Origin of the sequence: Pseudomonas sp. TNT2022 ID642 (assembly GCF_028656995.1) — a bacterium.
GTDB lineage: Bacteria > Pseudomonadota > Gammaproteobacteria > Pseudomonadales > Pseudomonadaceae > Aquipseudomonas.
In genome coordinates this window covers 20,870-47,346 of record NZ_JAMDGW010000036.1, presented here as the reverse complement: position 1 = coordinate 47,346, position 26,477 = coordinate 20,870, and the positions used below count along the sequence as shown (strand labels likewise).

Annotated in this window: 27 protein-coding genes and 1 other RNA gene; 21 read left to right on the top strand and 7 right to left on the bottom strand. The window is 58.9% G+C overall.

Annotation, left to right across the window (positions count from 1 at the left end):
- Positions 1-97: 97 nt before the first annotated feature.
- Positions 98-835 (top strand): OmpA family protein, encoded by a 738-nt coding sequence (locus tag M5G26_RS26940; protein ID WP_273916958.1) that lies wholly within the window; start codon positions 98-100, stop codon positions 833-835.
- 225 nt (positions 836-1,060) lie between these two features.
- Here M5G26_RS26940 and M5G26_RS26935 read toward each other — a convergent pair whose 3' ends face one another.
- Positions 1,061-1,495, bottom strand: coding sequence for a YhcB family protein (locus M5G26_RS26935; RefSeq protein ID WP_007917055.1), 435 nt, complete (start codon positions 1,493-1,495; stop codon positions 1,061-1,063).
- A gap of 144 nt (positions 1,496-1,639) precedes the next feature.
- On the opposite strand from M5G26_RS26935, the gene M5G26_RS26930 reads away from it, so the two are divergent.
- The 3 genes from M5G26_RS26930 to zapE all read left to right on the top strand — a co-directional run bounded on the left by M5G26_RS26930 (position 1,640) and on the right by zapE (position 4,834).
- Positions 1,640-2,269, top strand: coding sequence for an alpha/beta hydrolase (locus tag M5G26_RS26930; RefSeq protein WP_273916995.1), 630 nt, complete (start codon positions 1,640-1,642; stop codon positions 2,267-2,269).
- A 24-nt stretch (positions 2,270-2,293) separates the two neighbouring features.
- The gene (locus tag M5G26_RS26925) at positions 2,294-3,649 is read left to right on the top strand and encodes a tryptophan--tRNA ligase (RefSeq protein ID WP_077574485.1); all 1,356 of its coding nucleotides are present in this window, start codon (positions 2,294-2,296) and stop codon (positions 3,647-3,649) included.
- A 90-nt stretch (positions 3,650-3,739) separates the two neighbouring features.
- Positions 3,740-4,834 (top strand): cell division protein ZapE, encoded by a 1,095-nt coding sequence (zapE, locus tag M5G26_RS26920; RefSeq protein ID WP_034156483.1) that lies wholly within the window; start codon positions 3,740-3,742, stop codon positions 4,832-4,834.
- A gap of 191 nt (positions 4,835-5,025) precedes the next feature.
- Here zapE and M5G26_RS26915 read toward each other — a convergent pair whose 3' ends face one another.
- Positions 5,026-5,922: a GlxA family transcriptional regulator gene (locus M5G26_RS26915; protein ID WP_176091778.1), complete on the bottom strand. Its 897-nt coding sequence runs from the start codon at positions 5,920-5,922 to the stop codon at positions 5,026-5,028.
- 250 nt (positions 5,923-6,172) lie between these two features.
- Here M5G26_RS26915 and M5G26_RS26910 point away from each other — a divergent pair, with 250 nt between their 5' ends.
- A complete protein-coding gene (locus tag M5G26_RS26910) occupies positions 6,173-7,309 on the top strand; it encodes an acyl-CoA dehydrogenase family protein (RefSeq protein WP_273916957.1) in 1,137 nt (378 codons plus the stop codon).
- Positions 7,310-7,466: 157 nt separating this feature from the next.
- Here M5G26_RS26910 and M5G26_RS26905 read toward each other — a convergent pair whose 3' ends face one another.
- A complete protein-coding gene (locus M5G26_RS26905; RefSeq protein WP_007917033.1) occupies positions 7,467-8,507 on the bottom strand; it encodes an NADP(H)-dependent aldo-keto reductase in 1,041 nt (346 codons plus the stop codon).
- 245 nt (positions 8,508-8,752) lie between these two features.
- Here M5G26_RS26905 and rplM point away from each other — a divergent pair, with 245 nt between their 5' ends.
- From rplM to M5G26_RS26870, 7 genes are all read left to right on the top strand, one after another.
- Positions 8,753-9,181, top strand: a complete 429-nt coding sequence (rplM, locus tag M5G26_RS26900; protein ID WP_007917032.1) for a 50S ribosomal protein L13 — start codon at positions 8,753-8,755, stop codon at positions 9,179-9,181.
- A 14-nt stretch (positions 9,182-9,195) separates the two neighbouring features.
- Positions 9,196-9,588, top strand: a complete 393-nt coding sequence (rpsI, locus tag M5G26_RS26895) for a 30S ribosomal protein S9 (protein ID WP_008080273.1) — start codon at positions 9,196-9,198, stop codon at positions 9,586-9,588.
- Positions 9,589-9,858: 270 nt separating this feature from the next.
- Positions 9,859-10,452, top strand: coding sequence for a ubiquinol-cytochrome c reductase iron-sulfur subunit (gene petA / locus M5G26_RS26890; protein ID WP_007917031.1), 594 nt, complete (start codon positions 9,859-9,861; stop codon positions 10,450-10,452).
- Positions 10,452-11,663 carry a cytochrome b gene (locus M5G26_RS26885; protein WP_038361054.1) on the top strand — a complete coding sequence of 404 codons (1,212 nt, stop codon included), beginning with the start codon at positions 10,452-10,454 and terminating at the stop codon, positions 11,661-11,663. The genes petA and M5G26_RS26885 overlap by 1 nt, the downstream gene beginning before the upstream one ends.
- Positions 11,663-12,445, top strand: coding sequence for a cytochrome c1 (locus tag M5G26_RS26880; protein ID WP_273916956.1), 783 nt, complete (start codon positions 11,663-11,665; stop codon positions 12,443-12,445). The genes M5G26_RS26885 and M5G26_RS26880 overlap by 1 nt, the downstream gene beginning before the upstream one ends.
- Before the next feature lie 145 nt (positions 12,446-12,590).
- Complete coding sequence (locus tag M5G26_RS26875) at positions 12,591-13,208, top strand: glutathione S-transferase N-terminal domain-containing protein (RefSeq protein WP_007917025.1); 618 nt, start codon at positions 12,591-12,593, stop codon at positions 13,206-13,208.
- Positions 13,209-13,224: 16 nt separating this feature from the next.
- The gene (locus tag M5G26_RS26870; protein WP_273916955.1) at positions 13,225-13,638 is read left to right on the top strand and encodes a ClpXP protease specificity-enhancing factor; all 414 of its coding nucleotides are present in this window, start codon (positions 13,225-13,227) and stop codon (positions 13,636-13,638) included.
- A gap of 141 nt (positions 13,639-13,779) precedes the next feature.
- On the opposite strand, the gene M5G26_RS26865 is transcribed toward M5G26_RS26870, so the two are convergent.
- The 4 genes from M5G26_RS26865 to M5G26_RS26850 form a co-directional block, all read right to left on the bottom strand.
- Positions 13,780-14,358 (bottom strand): BON domain-containing protein, encoded by a 579-nt coding sequence (locus M5G26_RS26865; protein ID WP_007917023.1) that lies wholly within the window; start codon positions 14,356-14,358, stop codon positions 13,780-13,782.
- The gene (locus M5G26_RS26860; protein ID WP_007917022.1) at positions 14,355-14,948 is read right to left on the bottom strand and encodes a phosphoheptose isomerase; all 594 of its coding nucleotides are present in this window, start codon (positions 14,946-14,948) and stop codon (positions 14,355-14,357) included. Before M5G26_RS26860 ends, M5G26_RS26865 begins: the two co-directional genes overlap by 4 nt.
- Positions 14,949-15,052: 104 nt before the next feature.
- Positions 15,053-15,415, bottom strand: a complete 363-nt coding sequence (locus tag M5G26_RS26855) for a YraN family protein (protein ID WP_016985145.1) — start codon at positions 15,413-15,415, stop codon at positions 15,053-15,055.
- Positions 15,415-17,226: a penicillin-binding protein activator gene (locus M5G26_RS26850; protein ID WP_273916954.1), complete on the bottom strand. Its 1,812-nt coding sequence runs from the start codon at positions 17,224-17,226 to the stop codon at positions 15,415-15,417. The genes M5G26_RS26855 and M5G26_RS26850 overlap by 1 nt, the downstream gene beginning before the upstream one ends.
- Before the next feature lie 177 nt (positions 17,227-17,403).
- On the opposite strand from M5G26_RS26850, the gene rsmI reads away from it, so the two are divergent.
- The 9 genes from rsmI (at position 17,404) to mraY (ending at position 26,472) form a co-directional block, all read left to right on the top strand.
- Positions 17,404-18,309, top strand: a complete 906-nt coding sequence (gene rsmI, locus M5G26_RS26845; protein ID WP_034156477.1) for a 16S rRNA (cytidine(1402)-2'-O)-methyltransferase — start codon at positions 17,404-17,406, stop codon at positions 18,307-18,309.
- 73 nt (positions 18,310-18,382) lie between these two features.
- An RNA gene (gene rnpB, locus M5G26_RS26840) (RNase P RNA component class A) lies at positions 18,383-18,736 on the top strand.
- Between the two features lie 402 nt (positions 18,737-19,138).
- On the top strand, positions 19,139-19,594 hold the full coding sequence (gene mraZ / locus M5G26_RS26835) for a division/cell wall cluster transcriptional repressor MraZ (protein WP_103396242.1): 456 nt from the start codon (positions 19,139-19,141) through the stop codon (positions 19,592-19,594).
- Positions 19,591-20,538: a 16S rRNA (cytosine(1402)-N(4))-methyltransferase RsmH gene (gene rsmH, locus M5G26_RS26830; protein WP_166675004.1), complete on the top strand. Its 948-nt coding sequence runs from the start codon at positions 19,591-19,593 to the stop codon at positions 20,536-20,538. The genes mraZ and rsmH overlap by 4 nt, the downstream gene beginning before the upstream one ends.
- Positions 20,535-20,828 carry a cell division protein FtsL gene (gene ftsL / locus M5G26_RS26825; protein WP_007917008.1) on the top strand — a complete coding sequence of 98 codons (294 nt, stop codon included), beginning with the start codon at positions 20,535-20,537 and terminating at the stop codon, positions 20,826-20,828. The genes rsmH and ftsL overlap by 4 nt, the downstream gene beginning before the upstream one ends.
- Complete coding sequence (locus M5G26_RS26820; protein ID WP_191625156.1) at positions 20,828-22,567, top strand: peptidoglycan D,D-transpeptidase FtsI family protein; 1,740 nt, start codon at positions 20,828-20,830, stop codon at positions 22,565-22,567. Before ftsL ends, M5G26_RS26820 begins: the two co-directional genes overlap by 1 nt.
- Positions 22,567-24,030 (top strand): UDP-N-acetylmuramoyl-L-alanyl-D-glutamate--2,6-diaminopimelate ligase, encoded by a 1,464-nt coding sequence (locus M5G26_RS26815; protein ID WP_134177974.1) that lies wholly within the window; start codon positions 22,567-22,569, stop codon positions 24,028-24,030. The genes M5G26_RS26820 and M5G26_RS26815 overlap by 1 nt, the downstream gene beginning before the upstream one ends.
- Positions 24,023-25,390, top strand: a complete 1,368-nt coding sequence (locus tag M5G26_RS26810) for a UDP-N-acetylmuramoyl-tripeptide--D-alanyl-D-alanine ligase (RefSeq protein WP_273916953.1) — start codon at positions 24,023-24,025, stop codon at positions 25,388-25,390. The genes M5G26_RS26815 and M5G26_RS26810 overlap by 8 nt, the downstream gene beginning before the upstream one ends.
- Positions 25,390-26,472, top strand: coding sequence for a phospho-N-acetylmuramoyl-pentapeptide-transferase (mraY, locus tag M5G26_RS26805; RefSeq protein WP_273916952.1), 1,083 nt, complete (start codon positions 25,390-25,392; stop codon positions 26,470-26,472). Before M5G26_RS26810 ends, mraY begins: the two co-directional genes overlap by 1 nt.
- The last annotated feature ends 5 nt before the right edge of the window (positions 26,473-26,477 follow it).

Sequence of the window (26,477 nt, the reverse complement as noted above, 5' to 3'; positions counted from 1 at the left end):
CGCGGAATTTTTGTGCATTGTCATGATCCAACGCCCGCACAGGTCCATTACTCAGTGGCCGCTGCACCACAGAATGCAAAAAAAGTAGGAGCTCTCCATGTTCACCACGCGTCGTTTGATTATTGTCGCTACTGCCGTGGCCTTGCTGTCCGGCTGCGCCTCGCCCAACCCGTATGACAATCAAGGGCAGGCCGACGGTGGCTCGCAAGGCATGAGCAAAACCGCCAAGTACGGCGGCCTCGGCGCGCTGGCCGGTGCGCTGGCTGGTGCCGCGATCGACCACAACAATCGCGGTAAAGGTGCCTTGATCGGTGCCGCCGTGGTTGGCGCTTCTGCTGCCGGTTACGGCTACTACGCCGACCAGCAGGAAAAGAAACTGCGCGCGAGCATGGCCAACACCGGTGTTGAAGTGCAGCGCCAAGGCGATCAGATCAAACTGATCATGCCGGGCAACATCACCTTCGCGACTGATTCGGCGAACATCGCGCCAAGTTTCTACCAGCCGCTGAACAATCTCGCGAGCTCGTTGAAAGAGTTCAGCCAGAACCAGATCGAAATCGTTGGCTACACCGACAGTACCGGCAGCCGCCAGCACAACATGGATCTGTCCCAGCGTCGTGCGCAGAGCGTGGCGACTTACCTGACGTCACAAGGTGTCAGCGGTGCCAACCTCTCGGCCCGTGGCGCCGGTCCGGATAACCCGATTGCCAGCAACGGTGACGTGAATGGCCGGGCGCAGAACCGTCGGGTTGAAGTCAACCTGAAAGCGATTCCGGGTCAGCAGTATGGTGGTCAGCAGCAACAGCAGCCGGGTACGGTGCAACAGTATCCGTAAGCGCTTGCCCGAATGAAGAAATGCCCGGTCCTGTGATCGGGTATTTTTTTGTCTGGCCTGTGCCGGCCCCTTCGCGAGCAAGCTCGCTCCCACATTTGAAATGCATTCCCCTGTGGGAGCGAGCCTGCTCGCGAAGGGGCCGCTACAAACACCGAAGATTACAGACACAAAAAAGCCCCCGGACACATCACTGTCCGGGGGCTTTTTGTTTTCAGCGAAGACTGATTACTTCTTCAGACCATAGTGCTCATCGAGCATGCCCGGCGAGTTCGGGGTCTTCGGTGCGTAATCACGTGGCGGCTCCTGATCGCGCGGTGGCGTCAGGCGTTCGCGTGGCGCGACTGCCGCGTCGGCGTGCAGGGCAGCGATCAGGCGCTGGCGGGTCTGCTCGTCCAGGGCCAGACGATTGGCGCCCTCGGCGAGATGATCCTGCACTTCCTGATAGCTCTGGGTCAGCTTCTTGACCAGCATAGCGGTGCTGTTGAAGTGGGTGACCACCTCGTTTTGATAACTGTCGAAACGCTCCTGGATATCATCCAGTTGACGCTGCGTACGGCTCGGCGCGGCGTTCGGCGCAACGCGCGCGATCAGGAATCCAATGGCGACACCCACAACCAGGGCAAGAGTCGGTAACAACCAAACTAAGAGCGAGTGTTCCACGAGTCCTTCCTCTATAAACGGCTTTGCTTTACGTTAACGGCTCGAACCTGCGCTGTATACCGCGATTCACTCGCAATAGATTGGCACAGACAATTTGCTAGACGAGTCGACCCGATTCGAGGTCACGGAGTTCCTTCCTTGCTGATGCGTGAAACCCCTGTAGTGATTGACGGCCCGGTGGGTCAACTTGAGTCTCTGTACCTGGATAACGAGCAGCCAATCGGCATCGCGCTGATCTGCCATCCGAACCCGGTGCAGGGCGGCACCATGCTCAACAAGGTTGTCTCGACCCTGCAGCGCACCGCGCGCGACGCTGGTCTGATTACCTTGCGTTTCAACTATCGCGGCGTTGGTGCCAGCGAAGGTTCTCACGACATGGGCACCGGCGAGGTCGACGATGCTCAGGCTGCCGCTGCATGGCTTCGCGAGAAACATCCGGATCTGCCGCTGACCCTGTTCGGTTTCTCCTTCGGCGGATTTGTTGCAGCAAGTCTCGGCGGCCGTCTCGAAGCCCAGGGCGTGCAGCTCAAGCACCTGTTCATGGTCGCGCCAGCGGTGATGCGTCTGAGCGAGCAGGATCAACTCCCGCAGCACGGCGAACTCACCGTGATCCAGCCGGAAACCGACGAAGTCATCGACCCGCAACTGGTCTACGACTGGTCGGACAAACTCCAGCGCCCCCATGAGCTGCTGAAAGTGGCAGAATGCGGACACTTTTTTCATGGCAAGTTGACCGATCTCAAGGATCTGATCCTGCCGCGTCTCTCGAATTGATTGCAGTCTGACAAGCGATTACCCATGACGAACCGTACCCGTATCCTCACCGGCATCACCACCACCGGCACGCCGCACCTAGGCAACTACGCCGGCGCTATCCGCCCGGCGATACTTGCCAGCCGCGACAGCAATGCCGATTCGTTCTACTTTCTGGCCGACTACCACGCCCTGATCAAATGCGATGACCCGCTGCGCATTCAGCGCTCGCGTCTGGAAATCGCCGCGACCTGGCTGGCCGGTGGACTCGATGTCGACCGCGTGACTTTCTACCGCCAGTCCGACATCCCGGAAATCCCTGAACTGACCTGGCTGCTGACCTGCGTTGCCGCCAAGGGCCTGCTCAACCGTGCGCACGCCTACAAGGCGTCGGTCGACAAGAACGTCGAAACCGGTGAAGACCCGGACGCCGGCATCACCATGGGCCTCTACAGCTACCCGGTGCTGATGGCGGCGGACATCCTGATGTTCAACGCGCACAAGGTGCCGGTTGGTCGCGACCAGATCCAGCACGTTGAGATGGCCCGCGATATCGGCCAGCGTTTCAACCATCTGTTTGGTCAGGGCAAAGAATTCTTCACCATGCCCGAAGCGTTGATCGAAGAAAGCGTGGCGACGTTGCCGGGCCTCGACGGTCGCAAGATGTCGAAGAGCTACGACAACACCATCCCGTTGTTCTCCAGCGCCAAAGAGATGAAGGACGCGATCTCGCGCATCGTCACCGACTCCAAAGCGCCAGGCGAAGCCAAGGATCCGGACAACTCGCACCTGTTCACGCTGTTCCAGGCCTTCGCCACCCCGGCGCAGGCTGACGAATTCCGCAGCGAACTGCTCGGCGGTCTGGGTTGGGGCGAGGCGAAGAGCCGTCTGTTCCAGTTGCTCGACAACGATCTCGGCGAAGCTCGCGACAAGTATCACCAGTTGATCGAGCGCCCGGCTGATCTGGAAGACATCCTGCAGATCGGGGCCAAGAAGGCTCGTGCCGTCGCGACGCCGTTCCTCAACGAACTGCGCGAAGCGGTTGGCCTGCGTTCTTTCGTCAATCAGGTGCAAGTCGCTGCGACCACCAAGAAGAAAGCCGCGAAAGCCGCGCGCTTCGTCAGCTTCCGCGAAGACGACGGCAGCTTCCGTTTCCGTTTGCTGGCGGCTGATGGCGAGCAACTGCTGCTGTCGCGCAACTTCGCCGACGGCAAAACCGCCGGGCAGGTGACCAAGCAACTGCAATCCGGCCAGCCGCTGGACGTGCGCAGCGAAGACCTGAGCTTCAGCGTCTGGCTGGAAGGCGAGTGCGTCGGTGACAGCCCGGCGTTCGCCGACGCTGCTGCGCGGGACGCGGCCATCGAGGCTCTGCGCGTCGCGCTGACCCCGGTTCAGGACTAATCGGCGGCACGGTCCGACCAAGGGCCGATTGCCATTCCCACGGGCCGTCGCTACAGTGACGGCCCGTTTTTGTTGCCTTGCTAACGAATTATGACGCCCCTAGAACGATACCAAGCTGATCTGAAACGCCCGGACTTCTTCCATGACGCCGCGCAGGAAACTGCTGTGCGTCATTTGCAGCGTCTGTACGAGGATCTGATCGCCGCCGATCAGAACAAGCCGGGTCTGCTGAGCAAGCTGTTCGGCAAAAAAGATCAGACACCGGTCAAGGGCCTGTATTTCTGGGGCGGCGTAGGTCGCGGCAAAACTTACCTGGTCGACACCTTCTTCGAAGCGCTGCCGTTCAAGGAGAAGACCCGCACCCACTTCCACCGCTTCATGAAGCGCGTGCACGAAGAAATGAAAACCCTCGGCGGCGAGAAAAACCCGCTGACCATCATCGCCAAGCGCTTCGCGACCGAGTCGCGGGTAATCTGCTTCGATGAATTCTTCGTCTCCGACATCACCGACGCGATGATCCTCGGCACGCTGATGGAAGAGCTGTTCAAAAATGGCGTGACCCTGGTCGCGACCTCGAACATCGTGCCGGACGGTCTGTACAAGGACGGCCTGCAACGTGCGCGCTTCCTGCCAGCCATCGCCCTGATCAAGCAGAACACCGAGATCGTCAACGTCGACAGCGGTGTCGACTACCGTCTGCGTCACCTCGAACAAGCGGAACTGTTCCACTATCCGCTCGACGAAGCCGCTCACGAAAGCCTGCGCAAGAGCTTCAAGGCTCTGACGCCAGAGTGCACCGCAGCGGTCGAGAACGACGTGTTGATGATCGAAAACCGCGAGATCCGTGCGCTGCGCACGTGTGACGACGTGGCCTGGTTCGACTTCCGCGAACTGTGCGACGGCCCGCGTAGCCAGAACGACTACATCGAACTGGGCAAGATTTTCCACGCCGTGCTGCTCAGCGGTGTCGAGCAGATGAGCGTCACCACCGACGACATCGCCCGCCGCTTTATCAACATGGTCGACGAGTTCTACGACCGCAACGTGAAGCTGATCATTTCTGCAGAGGTCGAGCTGAAGGATCTGTACACCGGCGGCCGTCTGAATTTCGAGTTCCAGCGCACGCTGAGCCGTTTGCTCGAGATGCAATCGCACGAATTCCTGTCGCGGGCTCACAAGCCTTAAACAGATTCGGCAAATAAAAAGGGCCTGCAATTGCAGGCCCTTTTTTATGCGCTGAAGAAACTCGAATGCACTGCGATCCCTGTGGGAGCTGGCTTGCCAGCGATGGCGTCGTGTCAGGTGATATTTCTTTCTCTGACAAACCGCTATCGCTGGCAAGCCAGCTCCCACAGGTTTAGTACTTGCTTCGGGGGTTATGCAGCCTGCTGAAACTGCTGCCGATACTGGTTCGGCGACAGCTCCGTGTGCTGACGGAACAGCCGCGCAAAGAAACTCGCATCGTCGTAACCGACCTCATAACTGATGGTCTTGATGCTCTTGCGGCTACCGGACAGCAGGCCTTTCGCGGTTTCGATACGCAGCCGTTGCAAGTAATGCAGTGGCTTGTCGCCGGTGGCGGTCTGGAAGCGCCGCATGAAGTTGCGGATGCTCATGCCATGCTCGCGCGCCACGTCTTCGAAGCGGAACTTGTCGGCGAAATGCTCTTCGAGCCAGTGCTGGATCTGCAGGATGATCACGTCCTGATGCAGCTTCTGCCCACCGAAACCGATGCGTCCCGGCGCATAGCTGCGCTGTACTTCATAGAGAATGTCGCGGGCGACGGCTTGCGCGACATTGGCCCCACAGAAACGCTCGATCAAGTAGATGTAAAGGTCGCAGGCTGAGGTGGTGCCGCCGGCGCAGTACAGGTTATCGGCGTCGGTCAGGTGTTTGTCCTGATTGAGATAGACCTTGGGAAAACGCTCGGCAAAGGCATTGAAGAAGCGCCAGTAGGTGGTCGCTTCCTTGCCGTTGAGCAGGCCAGCCTCGGCCAGCCAGAACACCCCGGTGGCTTCGCCGCACAATACCGCGCCACGGGCGTGCTGTTCACGCAGCCACGGCAGGACTTGTGGGTAACGGCTGCACAGCGTGTCGAAATCGTCCCAGAACGCCGGGAGGATAATGACATCGGCGTTTTCCAGGCCGCCGTCGACCGGCATCACAACGTCACTGAAACTGTTCACTGGTTTGCCGTCGGGGCTGACCAGGCGCGTTTCAAACGCCGGTGTCAGGCCGTGGCCCAGCTGTTTGCCATAACGCAGGCTGGCCAGATGGAAGAAATCCTTGGCTTGCATGAGAGTGGAAGCGAAAACCCGGTCGATTGCCAGGATGCTGACGCGCCGCAAGGGCGTGGAGACTTGCTTGGACATAATTCAACTTTTGTTTTGTTTTTATAAGGGAAAGTGGTCACCAGACGGCTGGATCGTCTTATTTTTTGTCGGATGTGTCCAGTGTCCTGTGTCAGAGGGGAGGCTTAGTCTCTGAAGGTCATCTCCCTCCAACAAGAAAGAAAGGTGCCGCATGATCCCCAGAACCTTGTTCAGCTCCGAGCACGAATTGTTTCGCGACAGCGTACGAACCTTCCTCGAAAAAGAGGCGGTGCCGTTCCATGCGCAATGGGAGAAACAAGGCTATATCGACCGCAAACTCTGGAACAAGGCAGGGGAGGCGGGGATGCTCTGCTCGCACCTGCCGGAAGAGTACGGCGGGTTGGGGGCGGACTTTCTTTACAGTGCGGTGGTGATCGAGGAGGTCGGTCGACTGGGCCTGACCGGTATCGGTTTCTCGCTGCATTCGGACATCGTCGCGCCGTACATCCTGCATTACGGCAGTGATGCGCTGAAGCACAAGTATCTGCCGAAACTGGTTTCGGGCGAGATGGTAACGGCCATCGCGATGACCGAGCCGGGGGCCGGTTCCGATCTGCAAGGCGTGAAGACCACGGCCGTGCTGGACGGTGACGAATATGTGATCAACGGCTCGAAAACCTTCATTACCAACGGCTTTCTCGCGGACCTGGTGATCGTTGTTGCCAAGACCGATCCGAAGGCCGGGGCCAAGGGCACCAGTCTGTTTCTGGTCGAAGCGAATACGCCGGGCTTCGACAAGGGTAAGCGCCTGGAGAAGGTCGGCATGAAGGCGCAGGACACCTCGGAGCTGTTCTTCCAGGATGTGCGTGTGCCGAAGGAAAACCTGCTGGGCCAGGCTGGGGCTGGGTTCGCTTATCTGATGCAGGAGCTACCGCAGGAGCGTCTGACGGTGGCGATCGGTGGCCTGGCTTCAGCTGAAGCGGCGTTGCAATGGACGCTTGATTACACTCGCGATCGCAAGGCCTTCGGCAAAGCCATTGCCGACTTCCAGAACACCCGCTTCAAGTTGGCGGAGATGGCCACCGAGATTCAGATCGGCCGGGTGTTCGTCGATAAATGTCTGGAGCTGCACCTGCAAGGCAAGCTGGATGTGCCAACAGCGGCGATGGCGAAATACTGGGGCACCGACCTGCAATGCAAGGTGCTCGACGAATGCGTGCAGTTGCATGGCGGCTACGGCTTCATGTGGGAATACCCGGTGGCCCGGGCGTGGGCGGATGCGCGGGTGCAGCGGATTTATGCCGGCACCAATGAAATCATGAAGGAGATCATTGCGCGGTCGCTTTGATGATCGTTCCCACGCTCTGCGTGGGAATGCCGCCGGGGACGCTCCGCGTTCCGCTTTGGTGGTGCTCTGATCGGCCTCTTCGCGAGCAGGCTCGCTCCCACAAGGATCACGCTGTACCTGTGGGAGCGAGCCTGCTCGCGAAGCTTTTAGCGTTCAATCAAGGCGCAGGATTCGGATGATCCTTGTGAATCGCTTCGATCCCCGCCAGCACCTCATCCGACAGCTTCAGATCAAAACTGGCAATGTTGCTGTCCAGTTGTTCAAGCGTGGTCGCACCAATGATGTTGCTGGTGACAAACGGTTGCTGCGTCACGAACGCCAGCGCCATCTGCGCCGGATCCAGACCATGTTCACGGGCCAGCGCCACATAACGGCTGCAGGCTGCTTCCGACTGCGCATTGAAATAGCGGCTGAAGCGGCTGTAGAGGCTCAGGCGGCCTTTCGGCGGACGGGCGCCACCTTCGTACTTGCCTGACAGGAAACCAAACGCCAGCGGCGAATAGGCCAGCAGACCGCATTGCTCGCGAATGGCGATTTCTGCCAGACCGACTTCAAAGCTGCGGTTGAGCAGGTTGTACGGGTTCTGGATCGACACCGCGCGTGGCCAGCCACGGGCTTCGGCCAGCGCCAGAAAACGCATGGTACCCCACGGGGTTTCGTTGGACAGGCCGATGTGACGGATCTTGCCGGCCTTCACCTGCTCATCAAGCGCTTCGAGGGTATCTTCCAGCGGCGTCAGGTTGGCTTCGATCTTGTGTTTGTAGCCCAGCTGTCCGAAAAAGTTGGTGCTGCGCTCCGGCCAGTGCAGTTGGTACAGATCGATGTAGTCGGTCTGCAGGCGCTCGAGGCTGGCGTCCACCGCTGCGGTGATGTGCTGGCGGTTGTGGCGCAGGTTTTTGTCGCGGATGTAATCGATGGTGTTGCCGGGACCGGCAATCTTGCTGGCGAGGATCCAGTCGGCACGGTCACCGCGGCTTTTGAAGTAATTGCCGATGTAGCGTTCGGTGGTGGCGTAGGTTTCGGCTTTCGGCGGCACCGGGTACATCTCGGCGGTGTCGATGAAATTGATCCCGGCTTCTTTGGCCCGTTCGATCTGGGCGAAGGCTTCAGCTTCAGTGTTTTGCTCGCCCCAGGTCATGGTGCCGAGGCAGATTGCACTCACGTTCAGGTCGGTACGGCCTAGCTGGCGATAGTCCATCGGGTGCTCCTTGGGCAAAACAATCATAAAAGCAGGTTGAAATATTTTTCGCAATCTGCATAATTGCCGACCTCTTTCTGCAGTGGAAGTGATGCGCCGCCGCCGAAGAATCTTGCCGTTGAACGGACGCGCCGACCCGAGCCCCCGAAAGCGTCTGTATCCGGCTGCCTTTGACTTGTCAAAGTACGCACTATTCAGTAAGATCCGCCGTCTAATTTACAGGGCGGCCCCTGAGGCTATAAAGAATGAAAACTTTTACTGCTAAACCGGAAACAGTAAAGCGCGACTGGTTTGTCGTCGACGCTGCTGGTCAGACCCTGGGTCGTCTGGCCACCGAAATCGCGAGCCGTCTGCGTGGCAAGCACAAGCCTGAGTACACTCCTCACGTTGACACCGGCGACTACATCGTCGTAATCAACGCTGAGCAGATTCGTGTTACCGGTGCTAAAACCACTGACAAAATGTACTACTCCCACTCCGGTTTCCCGGGCGGCATCAAGTCGATCAACTTTGAAAAGCTGATCGCTAAAGCCCCTGAGCGCGTGATCGAGACCGCGGTTAAAGGCATGCTGCCTAAAAACCCACTGGGTCGCGACATGTACCGTAAGCTGAAAGTCTATGCGGGCGCTGCACACCCACATACTGCTCAGCAGCCCCAAGAACTGAAGTTTTAACGGAATAGTACATTATGTCGGCGACTCAAAATTACGGCACTGGCCGTCGCAAGACCGCAACCGCACGCGTTTTCCTGCGTCCGGGTACTGGTAACATCTCCATCAACAACCGTTCGCTGGAAAACTTCTTCGGCCGTGAAACTGCCCGCATGGTAGTTCGCCAGCCGCTGGAGCTGACTGAGACTGTCGAGAAGTTCGACATCTACGTCACCGTGATCGGTGGTGGTGTAAGTGGTCAAGCTGGCGCAATCCGCCACGGCATCACTCGCGCTCTGATGGACTACGACGAAACCCTGCGTGGCGCTCTGCGCAAAGCTGGCTTCGTTACTCGCGACGCCCGTGAAGTTGAACGTAAGAAAGTTGGTCTGCGTAAAGCGCGTAAGCGTCCGCAGTACTCGAAGCGTTAATTCCGCTTCCGCGTTCAAAAAGAACGCCCGCCTCCTCACGGAAGCGGGCGTTTTTTTATGCCTGCGATTTATCAAAGAATTGCGCTGCGACAACTTGCCACTTCCGTAGACCCCCTATACTGCAAGGCTTGAGGGTAGGAGCTCCGGGTAATTCCCTTGTCAGAATTGGGGCTTTTCATTACCATTCGGCAAAATTTTTATAAGTAGCATTTGATTTATTTAGTAGATGCCTGATTTAACAGGCCACAAAAGCTGATGGGAGAGGACTGAATGAGCAATGACGGCGTGAATGCAGGCCGGCGTCGCTTCTTGGTAGCAGCCACATCCGTGGTGGGTGCTGCAGGAGCGGTGGGGGCTGCGGTCCCGTTCGTGGGGTCATGGTTTCCCAGTGCCAAGGCGAAAGCCGCCGGTGCACCGGTGAAAGTGAATGTCAGCAAAATCGAGCCAGGACAGCAGATGATTGCTGAGTGGCGCGGCCAGCCGGTGTTCATTGTCCGCCGTACCGAGGAAATCCTGGGGAATCTCAAGAAGATCGAGGGCCAGCTCTCCGATCCGACCTCCAAAAACTCCACGCAACCCACCTATGTCGACCCTGAAGTGCGTTCGATCAAGCCGGAAATTCTGCTGCTGATCGGGATCTGCACACACCTGGGTTGCTCACCAACTTTCCGTCCCGAAGTGGCACCTGCGGATCTGGGCAAAGATTGGGTCGGGGGCTATTTCTGCCCTTGCCACGGTTCCCACTACGATCTGGCTGGCCGCGTCTACAAGTCGCAACCTGCGCCTTTGAACCTGCCAGTTCCCCCGCATTCCTATGAGACCGATGACCTGATTGTCATTGGCGTCGATACGGAGAAAGCGTGATGAGCAAGTTCATGGATTGGGTTGATGCGCGCTTTCCTGCGACCAAAATGTGGGAAGACCATCTCAGCAAGTATTACGCTCCAAAAAACTTCAACTTCTTCTATTTCTTCGGCTCCCTGGCGCTGCTGGTGCTGGTCAACCAGATCGTTACCGGTGTCTGGCTGACGATGAGTTACACGCCGTCGGCAGAAGAAGCCTTCGCTTCCGTTGAATACATCATGCGTGACGTCGAGTACGGCTCGATCTTGCGTCTGCTGCACTCGACCGGCGCCTCGGCGTTCTTCATCGTGGTTTATCTGCACATGTTCCGTGGTCTGCTCTACGGCTCATACCAGAAACCGCGTGAGCTGGTGTGGGTGTTCGGCATGCTGATTTACCTGGCGCTGATGGCCGAAGCCTTCATGGGTTACCTGCTGCCATGGGGCCAGATGTCGTACTGGGGTGCCCAGGTGATCATCTCGCTGTTCGGTGCGATTCCGGTTATCGGTAACGACCTGACCCAGTGGATTCGTGGTGACTATCTGATCTCAGGAATCACCCTGAACCGCTTCTTCGCTCTGCACGTTGTCGCGTTGCCAATCGTGATTCTCGGTCTGGTGGTGCTGCACATTCTGGCGTTGCACGAAGTCGGTTCGAACAACCCTGACGGCGTCGACATCAAGAAACACAAAGACGAAAACGGCATCCCGCTGGACGGCATTGCCTTCCACCCGTACTACACCGTGAAAGACATTGTCGGTGTCGTGGTGTTCTTGTTTATCTTCTGCTTCATTGTGTTCTTCTTCCCGGAAATGGGCGGCTACTTCCTAGAAAAACCAAACTTCGAGCAGGCTAACCCGTTCAAGACACCAGAGCATATTGCGCCGGTTTGGTACTTCACACCGTTCTACGCAATCTTGCGTGCGATCCCGGACAAGCTCATGGGCGTGATCGCCATGGGTGCGGCAATTGCGGTGCTGTTTGTATTGCCATGGCTGGATCGCAGCCCGGTGAAATCGATGCGCTATAAAGGCTGGATGAGCAAAATCTGGCTGGTGGTGTTCTGCATTTCGTTCGTGATTCTCGGCATTCTCGGTGTGCTTGCGCCGACGCCAGGGCGAACCTTGCTGTCGCAGGTCTGCACCTTCCTGTACTTCGCCTACTTCATTCTGATGCCGTTCTACACCAGGCTCGAGAAGACCAAACCGGTTCCGGAAAGGGTGACTGGCTGATGAAAAAGTTATTTTTTGCTCTGATTTTTGCTGCGTTGCCTGTCCTGTCTTTTGCCGCTGAACACGGTGGTCCGGAGCTGGAAAAAGTCGACATCGATGTCTCCGATAAAGCTGCCCTGCAGGATGGTGCGCGCACCTTCGCCAACTATTGCATGGGCTGCCACAGTGCCAAATTCCAGCGTTACGAGCGGGTTGCCGATGATCTCGGTGTTCCACATGAACTGATGCTGGAGAAGCTGGTGTTCACCGGCGCCAAGATTGGCGATCACATGAACATCGGTATGCAACCGGCTGACGCCAAGACCTGGTTCGGCGCAGCGCCGCCGGACCTGACTCTGGTGGCTCGTGTGCGTGGCACTGACTGGCTCTACGGTTACCTCAAGTCGTTCTACGAAGATCCGGCACGTCCGTGGGGCGTGAACAACAAGGTCTTCCCGAACGTCGGCATGCCTAACGTGCTGGTCGGTCTGCAAGGTCGCCAGGTTGTTGGCTGCAAGCAGGTACAGATCGTCGAAGACGGCAAGAAGCAATATGATCCGCTGACCGGTACGCCTTTGACTCATGAAGCGTGCGATCAACTGATCATCGTGCCGAAATCCGGTGCTCTGAACGAAGAGCAGTTCGATGAGAAGGTCAAGAATCTGGTAACCTTCCTGGCTTACTCGGCTAACCCGGTTAAGCTGCAACATCAGCGCATCGGTACTTACGTTTTGCTGTACCTGGCGTTCTTCTTTGTGTTCGCCTACCTGCTCAAGCGTGAATACTGGAAAGACGTGCACTGATACGCTTCAAGCATTGCTGTTAATCGCGCGCGCCCAAGGGCGCCTCCGATAGCGCAACTCTGGTCAGCCAGAGGTTGCGGGAGGCGCCCTCTGGGCGCGCGCGTTTTTCCGGTTCCGACAAATTCAACAAGCGAGGAGGATCGCCATGGGCGTGACCAATCGGTTGGCCTGTTACTCCGACCCCGCCGACCACTATTCCCACCGAGTGCGCATTGTGCTTGCAGAGAAGGGTGTCAGCGCCGAGATCATTTATGTGGAAGCTGGTCGCCAGCCGCCTAAACTGATTGAGGTAAACCCTTACGGCAGTCTGCCGACGCTGGTCGATCGTGACCTGGCGTTGTGGGAGTCGACCGTGGTGATGGAATATCTGGATGAGCGTTACCCGCACCCGCCGTTGATGCCGGTTTACCCGGTGGCGCGTGCCAACAGCCGCCTGCTGATTCATCGTATTCAGCGCGACTGGTGTGGTCTGGTGGATCTGATTCTGGATCCCAAGTCCAAGGAGGCCGCGCGTGTCGTGGCGCGCAAGGAATTGCGTGAAAGCCTGACGGGCGTGTCGCCGCTGTTTGCCGACAAGCCGTTTTTCCTCAGTGAGGAACAAAGTCTGGTGGATTGCTGCCTATTGCCAATACTCTGGCGTTTGCCGATTCTGGGTATTGAACTGCCGCGGCCAGCCAAGCCGCTGCTTGATTATATGGAGCGCTCGTTTGCGCGTGAGGCTTTCCAGGCGAGTCTGTCTGGTGTCGAACGCGATATGCGCTAAGGCTTAAGGAGCCGCTATGAACTCCAGTCGACCTTATCTGGTCCGCGCGCTCTACGAGTGGATTGTTGATAACGATTGCACACCGCACATGCTGGTCAATTCCGAATACCCGGCGGTGCAGGTGCCACAGGGTTTCGCCAGTGACGGGCAGATTGTCCTGAACATCTCGCCGAGTGCCGTGCGTCATCTGCATATGGACAACGACGTGGTGACCTTCGAAGGTCGCTTCGGTGGTGTCCCGCACAGCTTGTACGTGCCGATCAGCGCGATCCTGGGGATCTACTCCCGTGAGAACGGTCAGGGCATGGTGTTCGATCTCGAGTCGCCGATGGATGACGAGGAAGAGATCGAGTCGGATGACGACTTGCCGCCACCGGACAGCGAGCCGCCGCGCCCTAGCGGCCGGCCAAGCCTGAAAGTGGTGAAGTAATAAAAAAGGCGATCCAGATGGATCGCCTTTTTTATTGCCTGTTTTTCCCCTGTAGGAGCTGCCGAAGGCTGCGATCTTTTGATCTTGTTTTGAGAATCAAAAGATCGCAGCCTTCGGCAGCTCCTACAGAGGGAGGGTAAGTCAGTCGATGTACTCGAACAGCTTGACGATCTTCTGCACGCCGGAAACGCCCTGAACCAGATTGGTTGCCTGAGTGGCTTCCTGTTTGGTCAGCAGGCCCAGCAGGTAGACAATACCGTTCTCGGTCACGACCTTGATGCGCGAGCCAGGGATGCTGGCGTCGGTGAGCATCTGGGTCTTGATCTTGGAGGTCAGCCAAGTGTCGTTCTGGCGGGCCAGGAAGCCGGACGGCGGTATGACTTGCAGTTCGTTATGAACGGTTTTTACCCGTTGGACCGCCGCTGCTGCCTGTTCGGCTTTGGCTTTCAGGTCTGCGCGAGGTGTTTGGCCGGCCAGCAATACCACGCCGTTGAAGCTGGTGACGACGATGTGCGAGTCGTTGTCCAGTGCCGGGTCGGCCTTGGCCACGTTCACGCCCACTTTGGTTTCAATCAACGAGTCGTCGATCTTGCTGCCGAAGGTGCGGGTGCCACGATCGTCGTCGATCGGCGCCTCACGGCTGGCGTTTACCACCGAGGTGCAGCCGCTGATGCCGAGGCACAGGGTCAAGGCCAGAAGGCCAAGGCGATTAGGGGTCATTCTTCACTCCCGAACAGTTGGCTGTCGATCAGATCGCAAAGGCAATGGATCGCCAGCAAGTGGACTTCTTGAATACGTGCAGTGACATTGGCCGGGACGCGAATCTCGACGTCCTCGGGCAACAGCAGCGACGCCATGCCGCCGCCATCGCGTCCGGTCATAGCTACGACAATCATTTCGCGATCATGTGCGGCCTGGATCGCTTGAATAATGTTCGCCGAGTTGCCGCTGGTCGAAATCGCCAGCAAAACATCGCCTGGCTGACCGAGCGCACGGATCTGTTTGGAGAACACTTCGTTGTAGCTGTAATCGTTGGCGATCGAAGTGATCGTCGAGGTGTCGGTGGTCAGGGCGATGGCCGGCAGGCTCGGACGCTCGCGCTCGAAGCGGTTGAGCAACTCGGAGGAGAAGTGCTGGGCATCGCCGGCCGAGCCGCCATTGCCGCACGAAAGCATTTTGCCTTCGTTGAGCAGGGCGTTGACCATGATCTGGCTGGCTTGCTCGATGTGCGGTGCAAGTACGTCCATCGCCTGTTGCTTGGTGTCGATACTGGCCTGGAAAAGCTGGCGAATTCGGGATTGCATGTCCATCTGTGTGACCTTAAGTAGCGCGGCTGTCCGGCACATGAATGTGCAGCCCGCAAAGCAAAGAGCAAAATTTGTCGGTGGGATTGTCCGGGTCGCAACGCCGACGATCAACTGTCGAAAGCATTCTGCAACCAGTTCAGCTGATCCGGATGGCTGTCGATGGCCACCACGTCGAAGCGGCAAGGGGAATTGGCCCAACGCGACTCGCGCTGAAGAAAATACTGTGCAGCGAAAATCAGTTTCTGCTGCTTGCGCCCATCGATGCTAGCGAGCGCGCCACCCCATTGAGTGTTTTTTCTGTAGCGAACTTCAACGAATACTACTGTATCGCCATCAAGCATGACCAGATCAAGCTCGCCGCGTTTGCATAACCAGTTCTGCGCCAGCAGGCGCAGACCTTGTTGTTGCAGATGCTCGAGCGCCTGGCGCTCGGCATCCTTGCCGCTTTGCGAGCGTGACCTGTCAGGCATCAGCGCGGGGTGTCCGGCAGGCGCTGCACCTGGCCGCTGACGAACTGTGCCCAAGGCAATTGACGCACGACGCGTTGGGTCTGGGTCATGCCGAGGCTGCCCGACTCACCGTCGATGCGGCTGTCTGGCAGGGCCTTGAGTTGACCCAGACGCGGAGCCAGGCGATAGGCATCCACACCCATCGCGTACAGGCGCCCGAGGCTGCCGGCGGCTTGCGGCCACTGCGCAACCACTTGCTGACGCAGTGGATCGCTGGAGTCCAGCAGCCATGGGGTTTCGCAGAAGCGAATGCCGTTCATGTCGTTGTACTGATTCACGTCGCCGCTGGCGCTGTAAACGTGCGAGGTCGCGTAAACCGGAACGTCACCGGCGTACTGGAAGTTCAGGGTCGGTTTGATCTGTTGCGCCTGTTGCGGCGTGGCAGCGAGGAAGATGAACTCGATGTCCTGACGACGCGAAGGCTGCGCGGCTACGTTGGTGCCGGCGGCATTCTGCAGGCTCTTGGCGCGGGCTTCGCTCTGACGCAGCTGGAACATGTCGGCGATCTGCTGGGCCAACTGCACTGGCTGATCAACACGTTCGGTGGCGACGATGCTGCCACCATTGGCCTGCCAGTCCTGACTGAACGCGCGCAGTACGCGGTCGCCCCATTCGCCTTTCGGCACCATGATCGCGGCGCGGTGCAGGCCATCGGCACGGGCGCGGCGCGAAACTTCGCGGGCTTCGTCTTCAGCGGCCAGACCAAACTGGAACAGTTGCGCCGGACCTTGATCGCCTTCGCTGTAGTTCAGGGCGAGGGTGGTGATCGGCAGTTGCGGGCGGGTGCTCAGTTGTTTGACCAGTGGTTTTTCCAGCGGGCCGACGACCAGTTGCACGCCATCAGCCTGAGCCTTGCGGTAGAACTCGTCCATCGAGGTCAGCTTCGAGCTGTCGTAGAACTCGATCGCTGGCGGCTTTTGCCCGGCCTGTTGAGCCTGGTAGTGCGCAGCCATGAAGCCCTCACGCAGTGCCTTGCCGACGGCGGCCAATTGACCGTCCTGCGGCAGCAGCAGGGCGATTTTGCTCAGCGGCTGGCTGGCCAGTTCCTTGAGTTTGGTCAGCGGCAGCGGCAGGTTGATTGCGGCCGGGTGTTTTGGATTCTGCGCACGCCAGGTGTCGATCGCGGCTTGCTGCTGTTCCAGGGTGCCTGCGGATTTCACCGCCATGGCCAGGCCCATCCAGCCGCCGAGATCGTCGGTGCTGTTCGGTTGCAGTTGGTCGGTCGGCAGCGAACCAATCAGGGTCCAGATCGCTTCGTGGTTCTTGCTCGCGGCTTCGCCTTGCAGCATTGGAGCGATAAATACGCGCTCGCGGGCGGCGGCGAGTGTCTGGCCATCGGCTTCAAGGGCGCGGGCATGCACGGTGCCGGTGCGTACTTGCTGCTCTTCAGGCATCTCGCCCAAGTGTTGCAGGCTTGGATGGCTCAGGGCCGTCAGCGCGGCTTTCGGCTGATTGCGGGTCATGGCCAGTTCAGCATTCAGCGTGCTGGCAAAAATCTGCTGGCCGGGCTTGAGTTGCTCCATCGGCACTTGTTGCAGGATTTGCGCGGACTGACCGGCATTGCCTTGGCGATAAGCCAGATCTGCAGCGCTGAGGCGCAACAGGGCGGCTTTTTCCGGGGTTTTCGCCTGGGTAGCCTGTTCGAGCAATTGCTCGATGCTGGCATCCGGAGTCCGTGGAAGTTCGCCAAGGCTGGAGGAAGGGGAGCTGGCGCAAGCCGCCAACAGGGCAGCGAGGCAGAAGGCAGTGAACAGCCGCAGGCAAGCGATCATGTAAGTGTTCCTGATACTCGATCAAATTAGCGTCGAATTGTACCCAAGCACTGGCCGGGGCGCGATGTTACTGGTGTGAATCGGACGATTTAGCTGGAGTAAATGTTGCGGCGGCGCACAACTGCGCGCAAAACCAGGGTGGCTCGAAGCGCGTCGCAAGCCTCGTGTCGCGCTACAATGGCCGCTTTTACCGATCACGAGGTGTGCGCTTTGACTGCTCCAGGTTCCCTGAATTCCGCTGCTGGCTCGCTTTATGTGGTGGCGACGCCCATCGGCAACCTGGACGACATCAGCGCCCGGGCATTGAAGATCCTCCGTGAAGTCGCCTTGATTGCTGCCGAAGACACCCGTCACTCGGCGCGCCTGATGCAGCACTTCGGGATCGGCACGCCGTTGGCCGCGTGTCACGAACACAATGAACGAGATGAAGGTAGCCGCTTTATTACCCGCTTGCTGGCCGGTGACAACGTCGCGCTGATTTCCGATGCCGGTACGCCGCTGATTTCCGATCCGGGTTATCACCTGGTGCGCCAGGCGCGCGCAGCCGGGATCAATGTAGTGCCGGTGCCGGGTGCTTGTGCGTTGATTGCGGCACTGTCGGCTGCGGGGTTGCCGTCTGACCGTTTCATCTTTGAAGGCTTTCTGCCAGCCAAGTCGGTTGGGCGCAAGGCGCGTCTGGAAGCGGTTAAAGAAGAGCCGCGCACGCTGATCTTTTACGAAGCTCCGCACCGCATTCTTGAATGTCTGCAGGATATGGAAGCAGTGTTTGGAGGAGAGCGTCAGGCATTACTCGCCCGGGAAATCACCAAAACCTTTGAGACGCTAAAAGGTCTGCCGCTGGCTGAGTTGCGTGCGTTCGTCGAATCCGACAGCAATCAGCAACGCGGCGAATGCGTGGTGTTGGTGGCTGGCTGGACCGCGCCGGAGTCTGAAGACGCTGTGAGTAGCGAGGCGATGCGCATCCTCGATCTGCTCCTCGAAGAAATGCCGCTCAAGCGTGCCGCCGCGTTGGCAGCGCAGATCACCGGTGAACGTAAAAACGTCCTGTATCAGGTCGCGCTGGATAAACAGAAAGGCGTGTAAGCCGTCGCCCATAGCGGTCTTGAGGCTTTTAGCGCTTGTTCTTCGGGCGCTCTGCCGTTAACCTTCGCGGCGGAGAGTCGATCGGACAGTCGCTGCCCTCTATGGAAATTAGGGGGGGGAGGAAAGTCCGGGCTCCATAGGGCGAAGTGCCAGGTAATGCCTGGGAGGCGTGAGCCTACGGAAAGTGCCACAGAAAATAACCGCCTAAGCGCTTCGGCGCCGGTAAGGGTGAAAAGGTGCGGTAAGAGCGCACCGCACGTCTGGCAACAGTTCGTGGCTAGGTAAACCCCACTTGGAGCAAGACCAAATAGGGTCCCAAGGCGTGGCCCGCGCTGGGACCGGGTAGGTTGCTAAAGATGTCCAGTGATGGCCATCGTAGACGAATGACTGTTCAAGACAGAACCCGGCTTACAGATCGACTCTCCACCTTTTTCTTTCCCTGCTTGAATCAATGGCAACAGGGCTGTGTAATATCAGCAGGCCTGGGCTGAAAGTTCGGCAGCGGCAAACGCAGTAATAGCCATTTCCCACCTTGCTTCAATCAACAGCAGAAGCGCTTTTGTAATACCGAAAAAATCTTACTCTTAACAAATTACTTTAACTTTCGAGCGCAGCTATCAGTGCTGCATCAAGTTATGGGTCGAAAGTCTCCGCCAGATTGTCGTTACTCCTCCTTTTATGCTCCTAAATCTCCGTTCTGTAAGGGTTTTCCTTTAATCCGCGCCTTGACGGTGTGGTGGGCGCATTCCTATAGTGTGCGCAAGTGGCGGAAAGTGGCATGAAGTGGGTTTTTTGAGCTCAAAACGATAAAAATTGGAGAAACGCAGACGTGTTTCGCGGAGCTAACGCTATCAGTCTCGACGCAAAGGGCCGTCTCGCTATGCCGAGCCGGTACCGTGACGAGCTCGATTCGCGCAGTTCCGGCCAATTGATCGTGACCATTGATGCCGTTGATCCGTGTTTGTGTGTCTATCCGCTCGACGAGTGGGAAATTATTGAAACCAAGTTGCGTGCGCTTCCTTCGCTTCGCGAAGAGAACCGTCGCCTGCAACGTTTGCTGATTGGTAATGCCGTCGACCTCGAACTCGATGGCAGTGGTCGTTTTCTGGTTCCACCGCGTCTGCGCGAATACGCCAAGCTCGATAAGCGCGCGATGCTGGTAGGCCAACTGAACAAGTTCCAATTGTGGGACGAGGATGCATGGAACGCGGTATCTGCCGCTGACCTTGCTGCTATTCAACAACCGGGCGCGATGCCTGAAGAACTGCGTGATTTGATCCTGTGACTATTGATAGCGGCTTTAACCACATCACCGTACTGCTTGACGAAGCCGTCGAGGCTCTCGCCGTACGTCCTGATGGCTGCTATCTGGACGGCACGTTCGGGCGCGGCGGACACAGCCGGCTGATCCTCAGCCAGCTCGGCACGGACGGTCGGCTCATCGGATTCGACAAAGATCCACAAGCGATTGCCACCGGGCAAACGCTAGCGGCCGAAGACGGCCGCTTTGTCGTTGTGCAGCGCAGCTTTGCCGAGCTCGGTTCGGTGGTTGCCGAGCAAGGTTTGAGCGGCAAGGTCAGCGGCATTCTGCTTGACCTCGGCGTGTCCTCGCCGCAGCTCGACGACGCCGAGCGCGGCTTCAGTTTCCTCAACGACGGCCCGCTGGACATGCGCATGGATCCGTCCCGTGGCATCAGCGCTGCCGAATTCGTCAACACCGCGCCGGCTGAAGAAATCGCCCGGGTGTTCAAGGAGTATGGCGAAGAACGTTTCTCCGGTCGCATGGCGCGCGCCGTCGCCGAGCGCCGCGATATCAAACCGTTCGAGCGCACCGCCGACCTGGCTGAAGTGTTGAAAGTCGCCAACCCGGCATGGGAAAAGGGCAAGAACCCGGCCACCCGTGCATTCCAGGGTTTGCGTATTCACGTCAACAACGAACTGGGTGATCTGGAAGCCGGTCTCGAAGCCGCACTGGATGCTCTGGAAATTGGCGGCCGTCTGGTGGTGATCAGCTTCCACTCGCTGGAAGACCGCATCGTCAAACTGTTCATGCGCAAGCTGGTGAAAGGCGAAGCCGACAACCTGCCGCGCAACCTGCCGGTTCGCCACGTGGCGTTCGAACCGAAAATCAAAATCCATGGCAAAGCGCAGACGGCCTCCGACGCCGAACTCAAAGCCAACCCACGTTCCCGCAGCGCCGTCATGCGCGTCGCGGAGAAGCTGCGGTGAGCAAGCTTTTCGCCAAGCCACTGCCCGGCGGCAGCTTTCTGATGCTGCTGCTGTTTATCGGCGTGCTCGTGTCGGCCATCGCCGTGTCGTACAGCGCGCACTGGAACCGGCAGTTGCTCAACACCCTGTATAACGAACTCAGCGTGCGAGACAAGGCGCAGGCCGAGTGGGGTCGCTTGATTCTCGAGCAAAGCACCTGGACCGCGCACAGCCGCATCGAAGTGCTGGCCACCGAACAACTGAAAATGCATATCCCCGGCGCGGCTGACGTGAAGATGGTGGCGCCATGATGAAACTCGAAGGCGCACTGTTCCCATGGCGCTTCCGCCTGATGGTGGCGCTGCTTGGCGTGATGGTCGCGGCGATCTGCTGGCGCATCATCGACCTGCAAGTGGTTGACCGTGACTTCCTCAAAGGTCAGGGCGACGCGCGCAGTCTGCGTCACATTCCGATTCCGGCTCACCGTGGTCTGATCACCGACCGTAACGGCGAGCCGTTGGCCGTGAGTACCCCGGTGACCACCCTGTGGGCCAACGCCAAGGAAATGCAAACGGCGAAAGAGAAGTGGCCGGCACTCGCCGCCGCGCTGGGTCAGGATCCGAAAGCCCTGACCGAACGCCTCGAAGCCCAGGCCAACAAAGAATTCATTTATCTGGTGCGCGGGCTGACCCCCGAGCAGGGCCAGGCTGTGCTCGATCTGAAAGTGCCGGGCGTTTATGGCATCGAAGAATTCCGCCGGTTCTATCCGGCCGGTGAAGTCACCGCACATATGGTCGGTTTTACTGACATCGATGACCACGGTCGTGAAGGTGTCGAACTGGCCTATGACGAATGGCTCGCCGGGGTGCCGGGCAAACGACAGGTCATCAAGGATCGGCGCGGACGGCTGATCAAGGATGTCCAGGTCACCAAAAACGCCAAGGCCGGCAAGCCCTTGGCGTTGTCCATTGACCTGCGTCTGCAATATCTGGCCAACCGCGAACTGCGCAACGCGATCATCGAGAACGGCGCCAAGGCCGGCAGCCTGGTGATCATGGACGTCAAGACCGGCGAGATTCTGGCCATGGTCAACCAGCCGACCTACAACCCGAACAACCGCCGCAACCTGCAACCGGCGATGATGCGTAACCGCGCGATGATCGACGTGTTCGAACCGGGTTCGACCATGAAAGCCATCTCGATGGCTGCCGCGATCGAAACCGGTCGCTGGAAACCGAGCGACACCGTCGAGGTGTATCCGGGTTCCCTGCAGATCGGCAAGTACACCATCAAGGACGTTTCCAAGAGCGAAGGTCCGGTGCTCGACCTGACCGGCATTCTGATCAATTCCAGTAACGTCGGCATGAGCAAGGTCGCGTTCGATATCGGCGGCGAAACGATTTTCCGCCTCGCGCAGAAAGTAGGCCTAGGCCAGGACACCGGCCTTGGCTTCCCGGGCGAACGTGTCGGCAACCTGCCGAACTACCGCGATTGGCGTAAGGCTGAAACTGCGACCCTGTCCTACGGCTACGGTATTTCCGTGACCGCGATCCAGCTGGTTCACGCGTTCTCGGCATTGGCCAACAATGGTCGCCTCGCACCGCTGACGCTGATCAAAACCGACAAGCCGCCGCAGACCACACAAGTGCTGCCGGAAGCCGTGGCGAAAACCCTGCAAGGCATGCTCACTCAGGTGATCGAAGCGCCGCGCGGCGTGTTCCGTGCGCAGGTGCCGGCCTATCACGTGGCGGGCAAGTCGGGTACTGCGCGTAAGACCTCGGTCGGTACCAAGGGCTACGCGGAAAATTCTTATCGCTCGCTGTTCGCCGGTTTCGGCCCGATGAGCGACCCGCGTTACGCGATTGTTGTGGTGATCGATGAGCCAAGCAAGGCCGGTTACTTCGGTGGTCTGGTTTCCGCACCGGTGTTCAGCCGTGTGATGTCCGGCACCCTGCGTCTGATGAACGTGACGCCGGACAATCTGCCGACGACGCAACAAGCCAATGCCACCCCGGTCGTTCCGCTGAAAGCCAATGGAGGGCGCGGCTGATGTCATTAAGTCTGAACAAGATATTCCCCCACGCCGGCCACGATCTGTTGATCCGTGAACTGGCGCTGGACAGCCGCAACGTACGCGCCGGCGATCTGTTCCTCGCCGTGCCCGGCGGCAAATTCGATGGCCGTGCGCACATTGCCGATGCCCTGCAACGTGGCGCAGCTGCGGTTGCTTATGAAGTCGAAGGCGCCACCGTGCTGCCGATCACTGACGTGCCGCTGATTCCGGTCAAAGGCCTGGCAGCGCAGCTGTCGGACATTGCCGGGCGTTTTTACGGTGAGCCAAGCCATCATCTGAATCTGATTGGCGTGACCGGCACCAACGGCAAGACCAGCGTGACCCAATTGGTCGCGCAGGCGCTGGATTTGCTCGGCCAGCATTGCGGCATCGTCGGCACCTTGGGGTCAGGTTTCTATGGCGCACTGCAAAGCGGTCTGCATACCACGCCGAATCCGATCGCCGTACAAGCGACTCTGGGCGACCTGAAAAAGGCCGGCGCCAAAGCCGTGGCCATGGAAGTCTCGTCCCACGGTCTGGATCAGGGCCGCGTCACGGCGCTGGCGTTCGACGTCGCGGTGATGACCAACCTGTCCCGCGATCATCTGGATTACCACGGCAGCATGGAGGCCTACGCAGAGGCCAAGGCCAAGCTGTTCGCCTGGAATGATCTGAAATGCCGCGTGGTCAACCTCGACGACGATTTCGGCCGGCAACTGGCCGCTGAAAAACGTGAATCGCGCTTGATCACCTACAGCCTGCTCGACAGCAGTGCCTATCTGTTCTGCCGTGAAGCGCAGTTCGACGACCATGGCGTGCGCGCCACACTGGTGACGCCGCAGGGCGAACATCATCTGCGCAGCACCTTGCTCGGTCGTTTCAACCTGAGCAACGTTCTGGCGGCGGTCGGCGCCTTGCTCGGTCTGGATTACGCGCTCGACGAAATTCTCAAAGTACTGCCGAAACTCGAAGGCCCGGCCGGTCGCATGCAGCGTCTTGGCGGTGGCACTCAGCCGTTGGTGGTGGTCGATTACGCCCACACCCCGGATGCATTGGAAAAGGTTCTGACCGCGCTGCGCCCGCACGTCAAAGGTCAATTGCTGTGCCTGTTCGGCTGCGGCGGTGACCGTGATCGCGGCAAGCGTCCGTTGATGGCTGAAGTGGTCGAGCGTCTGGCCGATCAGGTGCTGGTCACCGACGACAACCCGCGCACTGAAGATCCGGCAGTGATTTTCGATGACATCCGCGCCGGTTTCACGGCTGTGGATAAAGTCACCTTCGTCGCCGGCCGTGGTCAGGCGATTGCACAACTGATTGCCGGCGCCTCGGCCGATGACGTGATTGTTCTGGCCGGTAAAGGTCATGAGGACTATCAGGAAATCAACGGCGAGCGCCACGCTTTCTCCGATCTGGTCGAGGCTGATCATGCCCTGACCGCTTGGGAGGTGGCCCATGCTTAAGGCCCTGAAACTCAGCGAACTGACCAACGCACTCGATGCGCGTTTGATCGCCGATGATGCCAGTTTCGACGGCGTCAGCATCGACAGTCGCGCGATCCAGCCCGGCCAACTGTTTATTGCGTTGACCGGCCCGCGATTCGATGGTCATGACTATTTGAACGACGTCGCCGGCAAAGGCGCCGTTGCCGCGCTGGTTGAGCGTGAAGTTGCCGACAGCACGCTGCCGCAACTGCTGGTCAAAGACACCCGTCAGGCCCTCGGCCAATTAAGTGCCTTGAACCGTGCCGCGTTCACTCAGCCAGTCGCTGCCATCACTGGCTCCAGCGGCAAGACCACGGTCAAGGAAATGCTCGCGAGCATCCTGCGCACGCGCGGTCCGGTACTTGCGACCCGTGGCAACTTGAATAATGACCTCGGCGCGCCGCTGACCCTGCTCGAACTGGCCCCGGAGCACACTTCGGCGGTCATCGAACTGGGCGCCTCGCGTCTCGGCGAAATCGCTTACACAGTCGGGCTGACCAAACCACACGTGGCGATCCTGAACAATGCCGGCACCGCGCACGTTGGTGAGTTTGGCGGTCCGGAAAAAATCGTCGAAGCCAAGGGTGAAATCATCGACGGCCTCGCGGCTGACGGCATCGCCGTGCTCAACCTCGATGACAAGGCTTTCGGCATCTGGAAGACCCGTGCGGGCGCGCGCAAAGTGCTGACCTTCGCCCTGAGCAACACTCAGGCGGATTTCTACGCCAGCGATCTGACCACTGATGCCCGTGGTTGCCCGGCCTTCAATCTGCACACGCCTGAAGGTGTCGAGCGCGTTCAACTGAACCTGCTCGGCACCCACAACGTCGCCAATTCCATGGCCGCCGCTGCTGCCGCTCACGCCTTGGGTGTGTCGCTGTTCGGCATCGCCACCGGGCTTGGCGCCGTGCAACCGGTCAAGGGTCGCACCGTCGCGCAACTGGCGAAAAACGGCATGCGCGTGATCGATGACACTTACAACGCAAACCCCACCTCGATGTGCGCGGCCGTTGATATACTCGCCGGCTTTTCCGGCCGCACCGTCCTGGTGCTCGGAGATATCGGCGAGTTGGGCGATTGGGCGGAGCAGGGGCACCGCGACGTGGGCGAGTACGCCCGGGGCAAGGTTTCCGCGCTTTATGCCGTCGGGCCAAACATGGTTCACGCCGTAAACGCTTTCGGTGAACAGGCGCATCACTTCGGCACGCAAGCCGAACTGATTCAGGCCCTCGACGCCGAGCAGGACACAAACACCACCATTTTGATCAAGGGTTCGCGCAGTGCAGCGATGGAAAACATCGTTGCGGCTCTGTGCGGGTCCAGTCTGGAGAAACATTAATGCTGCTGCTGCTAGCGGAGTATCTGCAACAGTTCTACAAAGGCTTCGCGGTCTTTCAGTACCTGACCCTGCGCGGGATCCTCGGTGTGCTGACCGCGCTGGTTTTGTCGCTGTGCTATGGCCCGTGGATGATCCGCACTTTGCAGAACCGTCAGATCGGTCAGTCCGTTCGTAATGATGGCCCGCAATCGCACCTGTCCAAATCGGGCACACCGACCATGGGCGGCGCACTGATTCTGTCTTCGATCGGCGTCAGCACTCTGCTTTGGGCTGACCTGAGCAACCGCTACGTCTGGACTGTTTTGTTGGTGACTCTGTTGTTCGGCGCCATCGGCTGGGTCGACGATTACCGCAAAGTCATCGAGAAGAACTCCCGTGGCTTGCCGAGCCGCTGGAAGTATTTCTGGCAGTCTGTGTTCGGCCTCGGCGCGGCGATCTTCCTTTATATTACCGCATCCACTCCGGTGGAAACCACGCTGATTCTGCCGATGCTCAAGGACTACAGCATTCCGCTGGGCCTCGGTTTCATCGTGCTGACTTACTTTGTGATCGTCGGTTCGAGCAACGCGGTCAACCTGACTGACGGCCTCGACGGTCTGGCGATCATGCCGACGGTGATGGTCGGCGGTGGCCTCGGCATCTTCTGCTACCTGTCGGGTAACGTGAAATTCGCTGAATATCTGTTGATTCCTTATGTGCCGGGCGCGGGCGAGCTGATTGTGTTCTGCGGCGCGCTGATCGGTGCCGGGCTCGGCTTCCTCTGGTTCAACACCTATCCGGCGCAAGTGTTCATGGGCGACGTCGGTGCACTGGCACTCGGCGCGGCACTGGGCACCATCGCGGTGATCGTCCGTCAGGAAATCGTCCTGTTCATCATGGGCGGCGTGTTCGTGATGGAAACCCTGTCAGTCGTCATTCAGGTTGCGTCCTTTAAGCTGACCGGTCGCCGTGTGTTCCGCATGGCACCGATACACCACCATTTTGAACTCAAGGGCTGGCCCGAGCCGCGCGTGATCGTCCGTTTCTGGATCATCACCGTGATTCTCGTGCTGATCGGCCTTGCCACCCTGAAGCTGAGGTAGAACGA

Excerpts from the sequence above, each read along its gene's own strand:
- M5G26_RS26940 (WP_273916958.1), top strand. The coding sequence starts at position 98 with ATGTTCACCACGCGTCGTTTGATTATTGTCGCTACTGCCGTGGCCTTG.
- M5G26_RS26930 (WP_273916995.1), top strand. The coding sequence starts at position 1,640 with ATGCGTGAAACCCCTGTAGTGATTGACGGCCCGGTGGGTCAACTTGAG.
- M5G26_RS26925 (WP_077574485.1), top strand. The coding sequence starts at position 2,294 with ATGACGAACCGTACCCGTATCCTCACCGGCATCACCACCACCGGCACG.
- zapE (WP_034156483.1), top strand. The coding sequence starts at position 3,740 with ATGACGCCCCTAGAACGATACCAAGCTGATCTGAAACGCCCGGACTTC.
- M5G26_RS26910 (WP_273916957.1), top strand. The coding sequence starts at position 6,173 with ATGATCCCCAGAACCTTGTTCAGCTCCGAGCACGAATTGTTTCGCGAC.
- M5G26_RS26905 (WP_007917033.1), bottom strand. The coding sequence starts at position 8,507 with ATGGACTATCGCCAGCTAGGCCGTACCGACCTGAACGTGAGTGCAATC.
- rplM (WP_007917032.1), top strand. The coding sequence starts at position 8,753 with ATGAAAACTTTTACTGCTAAACCGGAAACAGTAAAGCGCGACTGGTTT.
- rpsI (WP_008080273.1), top strand. The coding sequence starts at position 9,196 with ATGTCGGCGACTCAAAATTACGGCACTGGCCGTCGCAAGACCGCAACC.
- petA (WP_007917031.1), top strand. The coding sequence starts at position 9,859 with ATGAGCAATGACGGCGTGAATGCAGGCCGGCGTCGCTTCTTGGTAGCA.
- M5G26_RS26885 (WP_038361054.1), top strand. The coding sequence starts at position 10,452 with ATGAGCAAGTTCATGGATTGGGTTGATGCGCGCTTTCCTGCGACCAAA.
- M5G26_RS26880 (WP_273916956.1), top strand. The coding sequence starts at position 11,663 with ATGAAAAAGTTATTTTTTGCTCTGATTTTTGCTGCGTTGCCTGTCCTG.
- M5G26_RS26875 (WP_007917025.1), top strand. The coding sequence starts at position 12,591 with ATGGGCGTGACCAATCGGTTGGCCTGTTACTCCGACCCCGCCGACCAC.
- M5G26_RS26870 (WP_273916955.1), top strand. The coding sequence starts at position 13,225 with ATGAACTCCAGTCGACCTTATCTGGTCCGCGCGCTCTACGAGTGGATT.
- M5G26_RS26865 (WP_007917023.1), bottom strand. The coding sequence starts at position 14,358 with ATGACCCCTAATCGCCTTGGCCTTCTGGCCTTGACCCTGTGCCTCGGC.
- M5G26_RS26860 (WP_007917022.1), bottom strand. The coding sequence starts at position 14,948 with ATGGACATGCAATCCCGAATTCGCCAGCTTTTCCAGGCCAGTATCGAC.
- M5G26_RS26855 (WP_016985145.1), bottom strand. The coding sequence starts at position 15,415 with ATGCCTGACAGGTCACGCTCGCAAAGCGGCAAGGATGCCGAGCGCCAG.
- M5G26_RS26850 (WP_273916954.1), bottom strand. The coding sequence starts at position 17,226 with ATGATCGCTTGCCTGCGGCTGTTCACTGCCTTCTGCCTCGCTGCCCTG.
- rsmI (WP_034156477.1), top strand. The coding sequence starts at position 17,404 with ATGGCCGCTTTTACCGATCACGAGGTGTGCGCTTTGACTGCTCCAGGT.
- M5G26_RS26820 (WP_191625156.1), top strand. The coding sequence starts at position 20,828 with ATGAAACTCGAAGGCGCACTGTTCCCATGGCGCTTCCGCCTGATGGTG.
- M5G26_RS26815 (WP_134177974.1), top strand. The coding sequence starts at position 22,567 with ATGTCATTAAGTCTGAACAAGATATTCCCCCACGCCGGCCACGATCTG.
- M5G26_RS26810 (WP_273916953.1), top strand. The coding sequence starts at position 24,023 with ATGCTTAAGGCCCTGAAACTCAGCGAACTGACCAACGCACTCGATGCG.
- mraY (WP_273916952.1), top strand. The coding sequence starts at position 25,390 with ATGCTGCTGCTGCTAGCGGAGTATCTGCAACAGTTCTACAAAGGCTTC.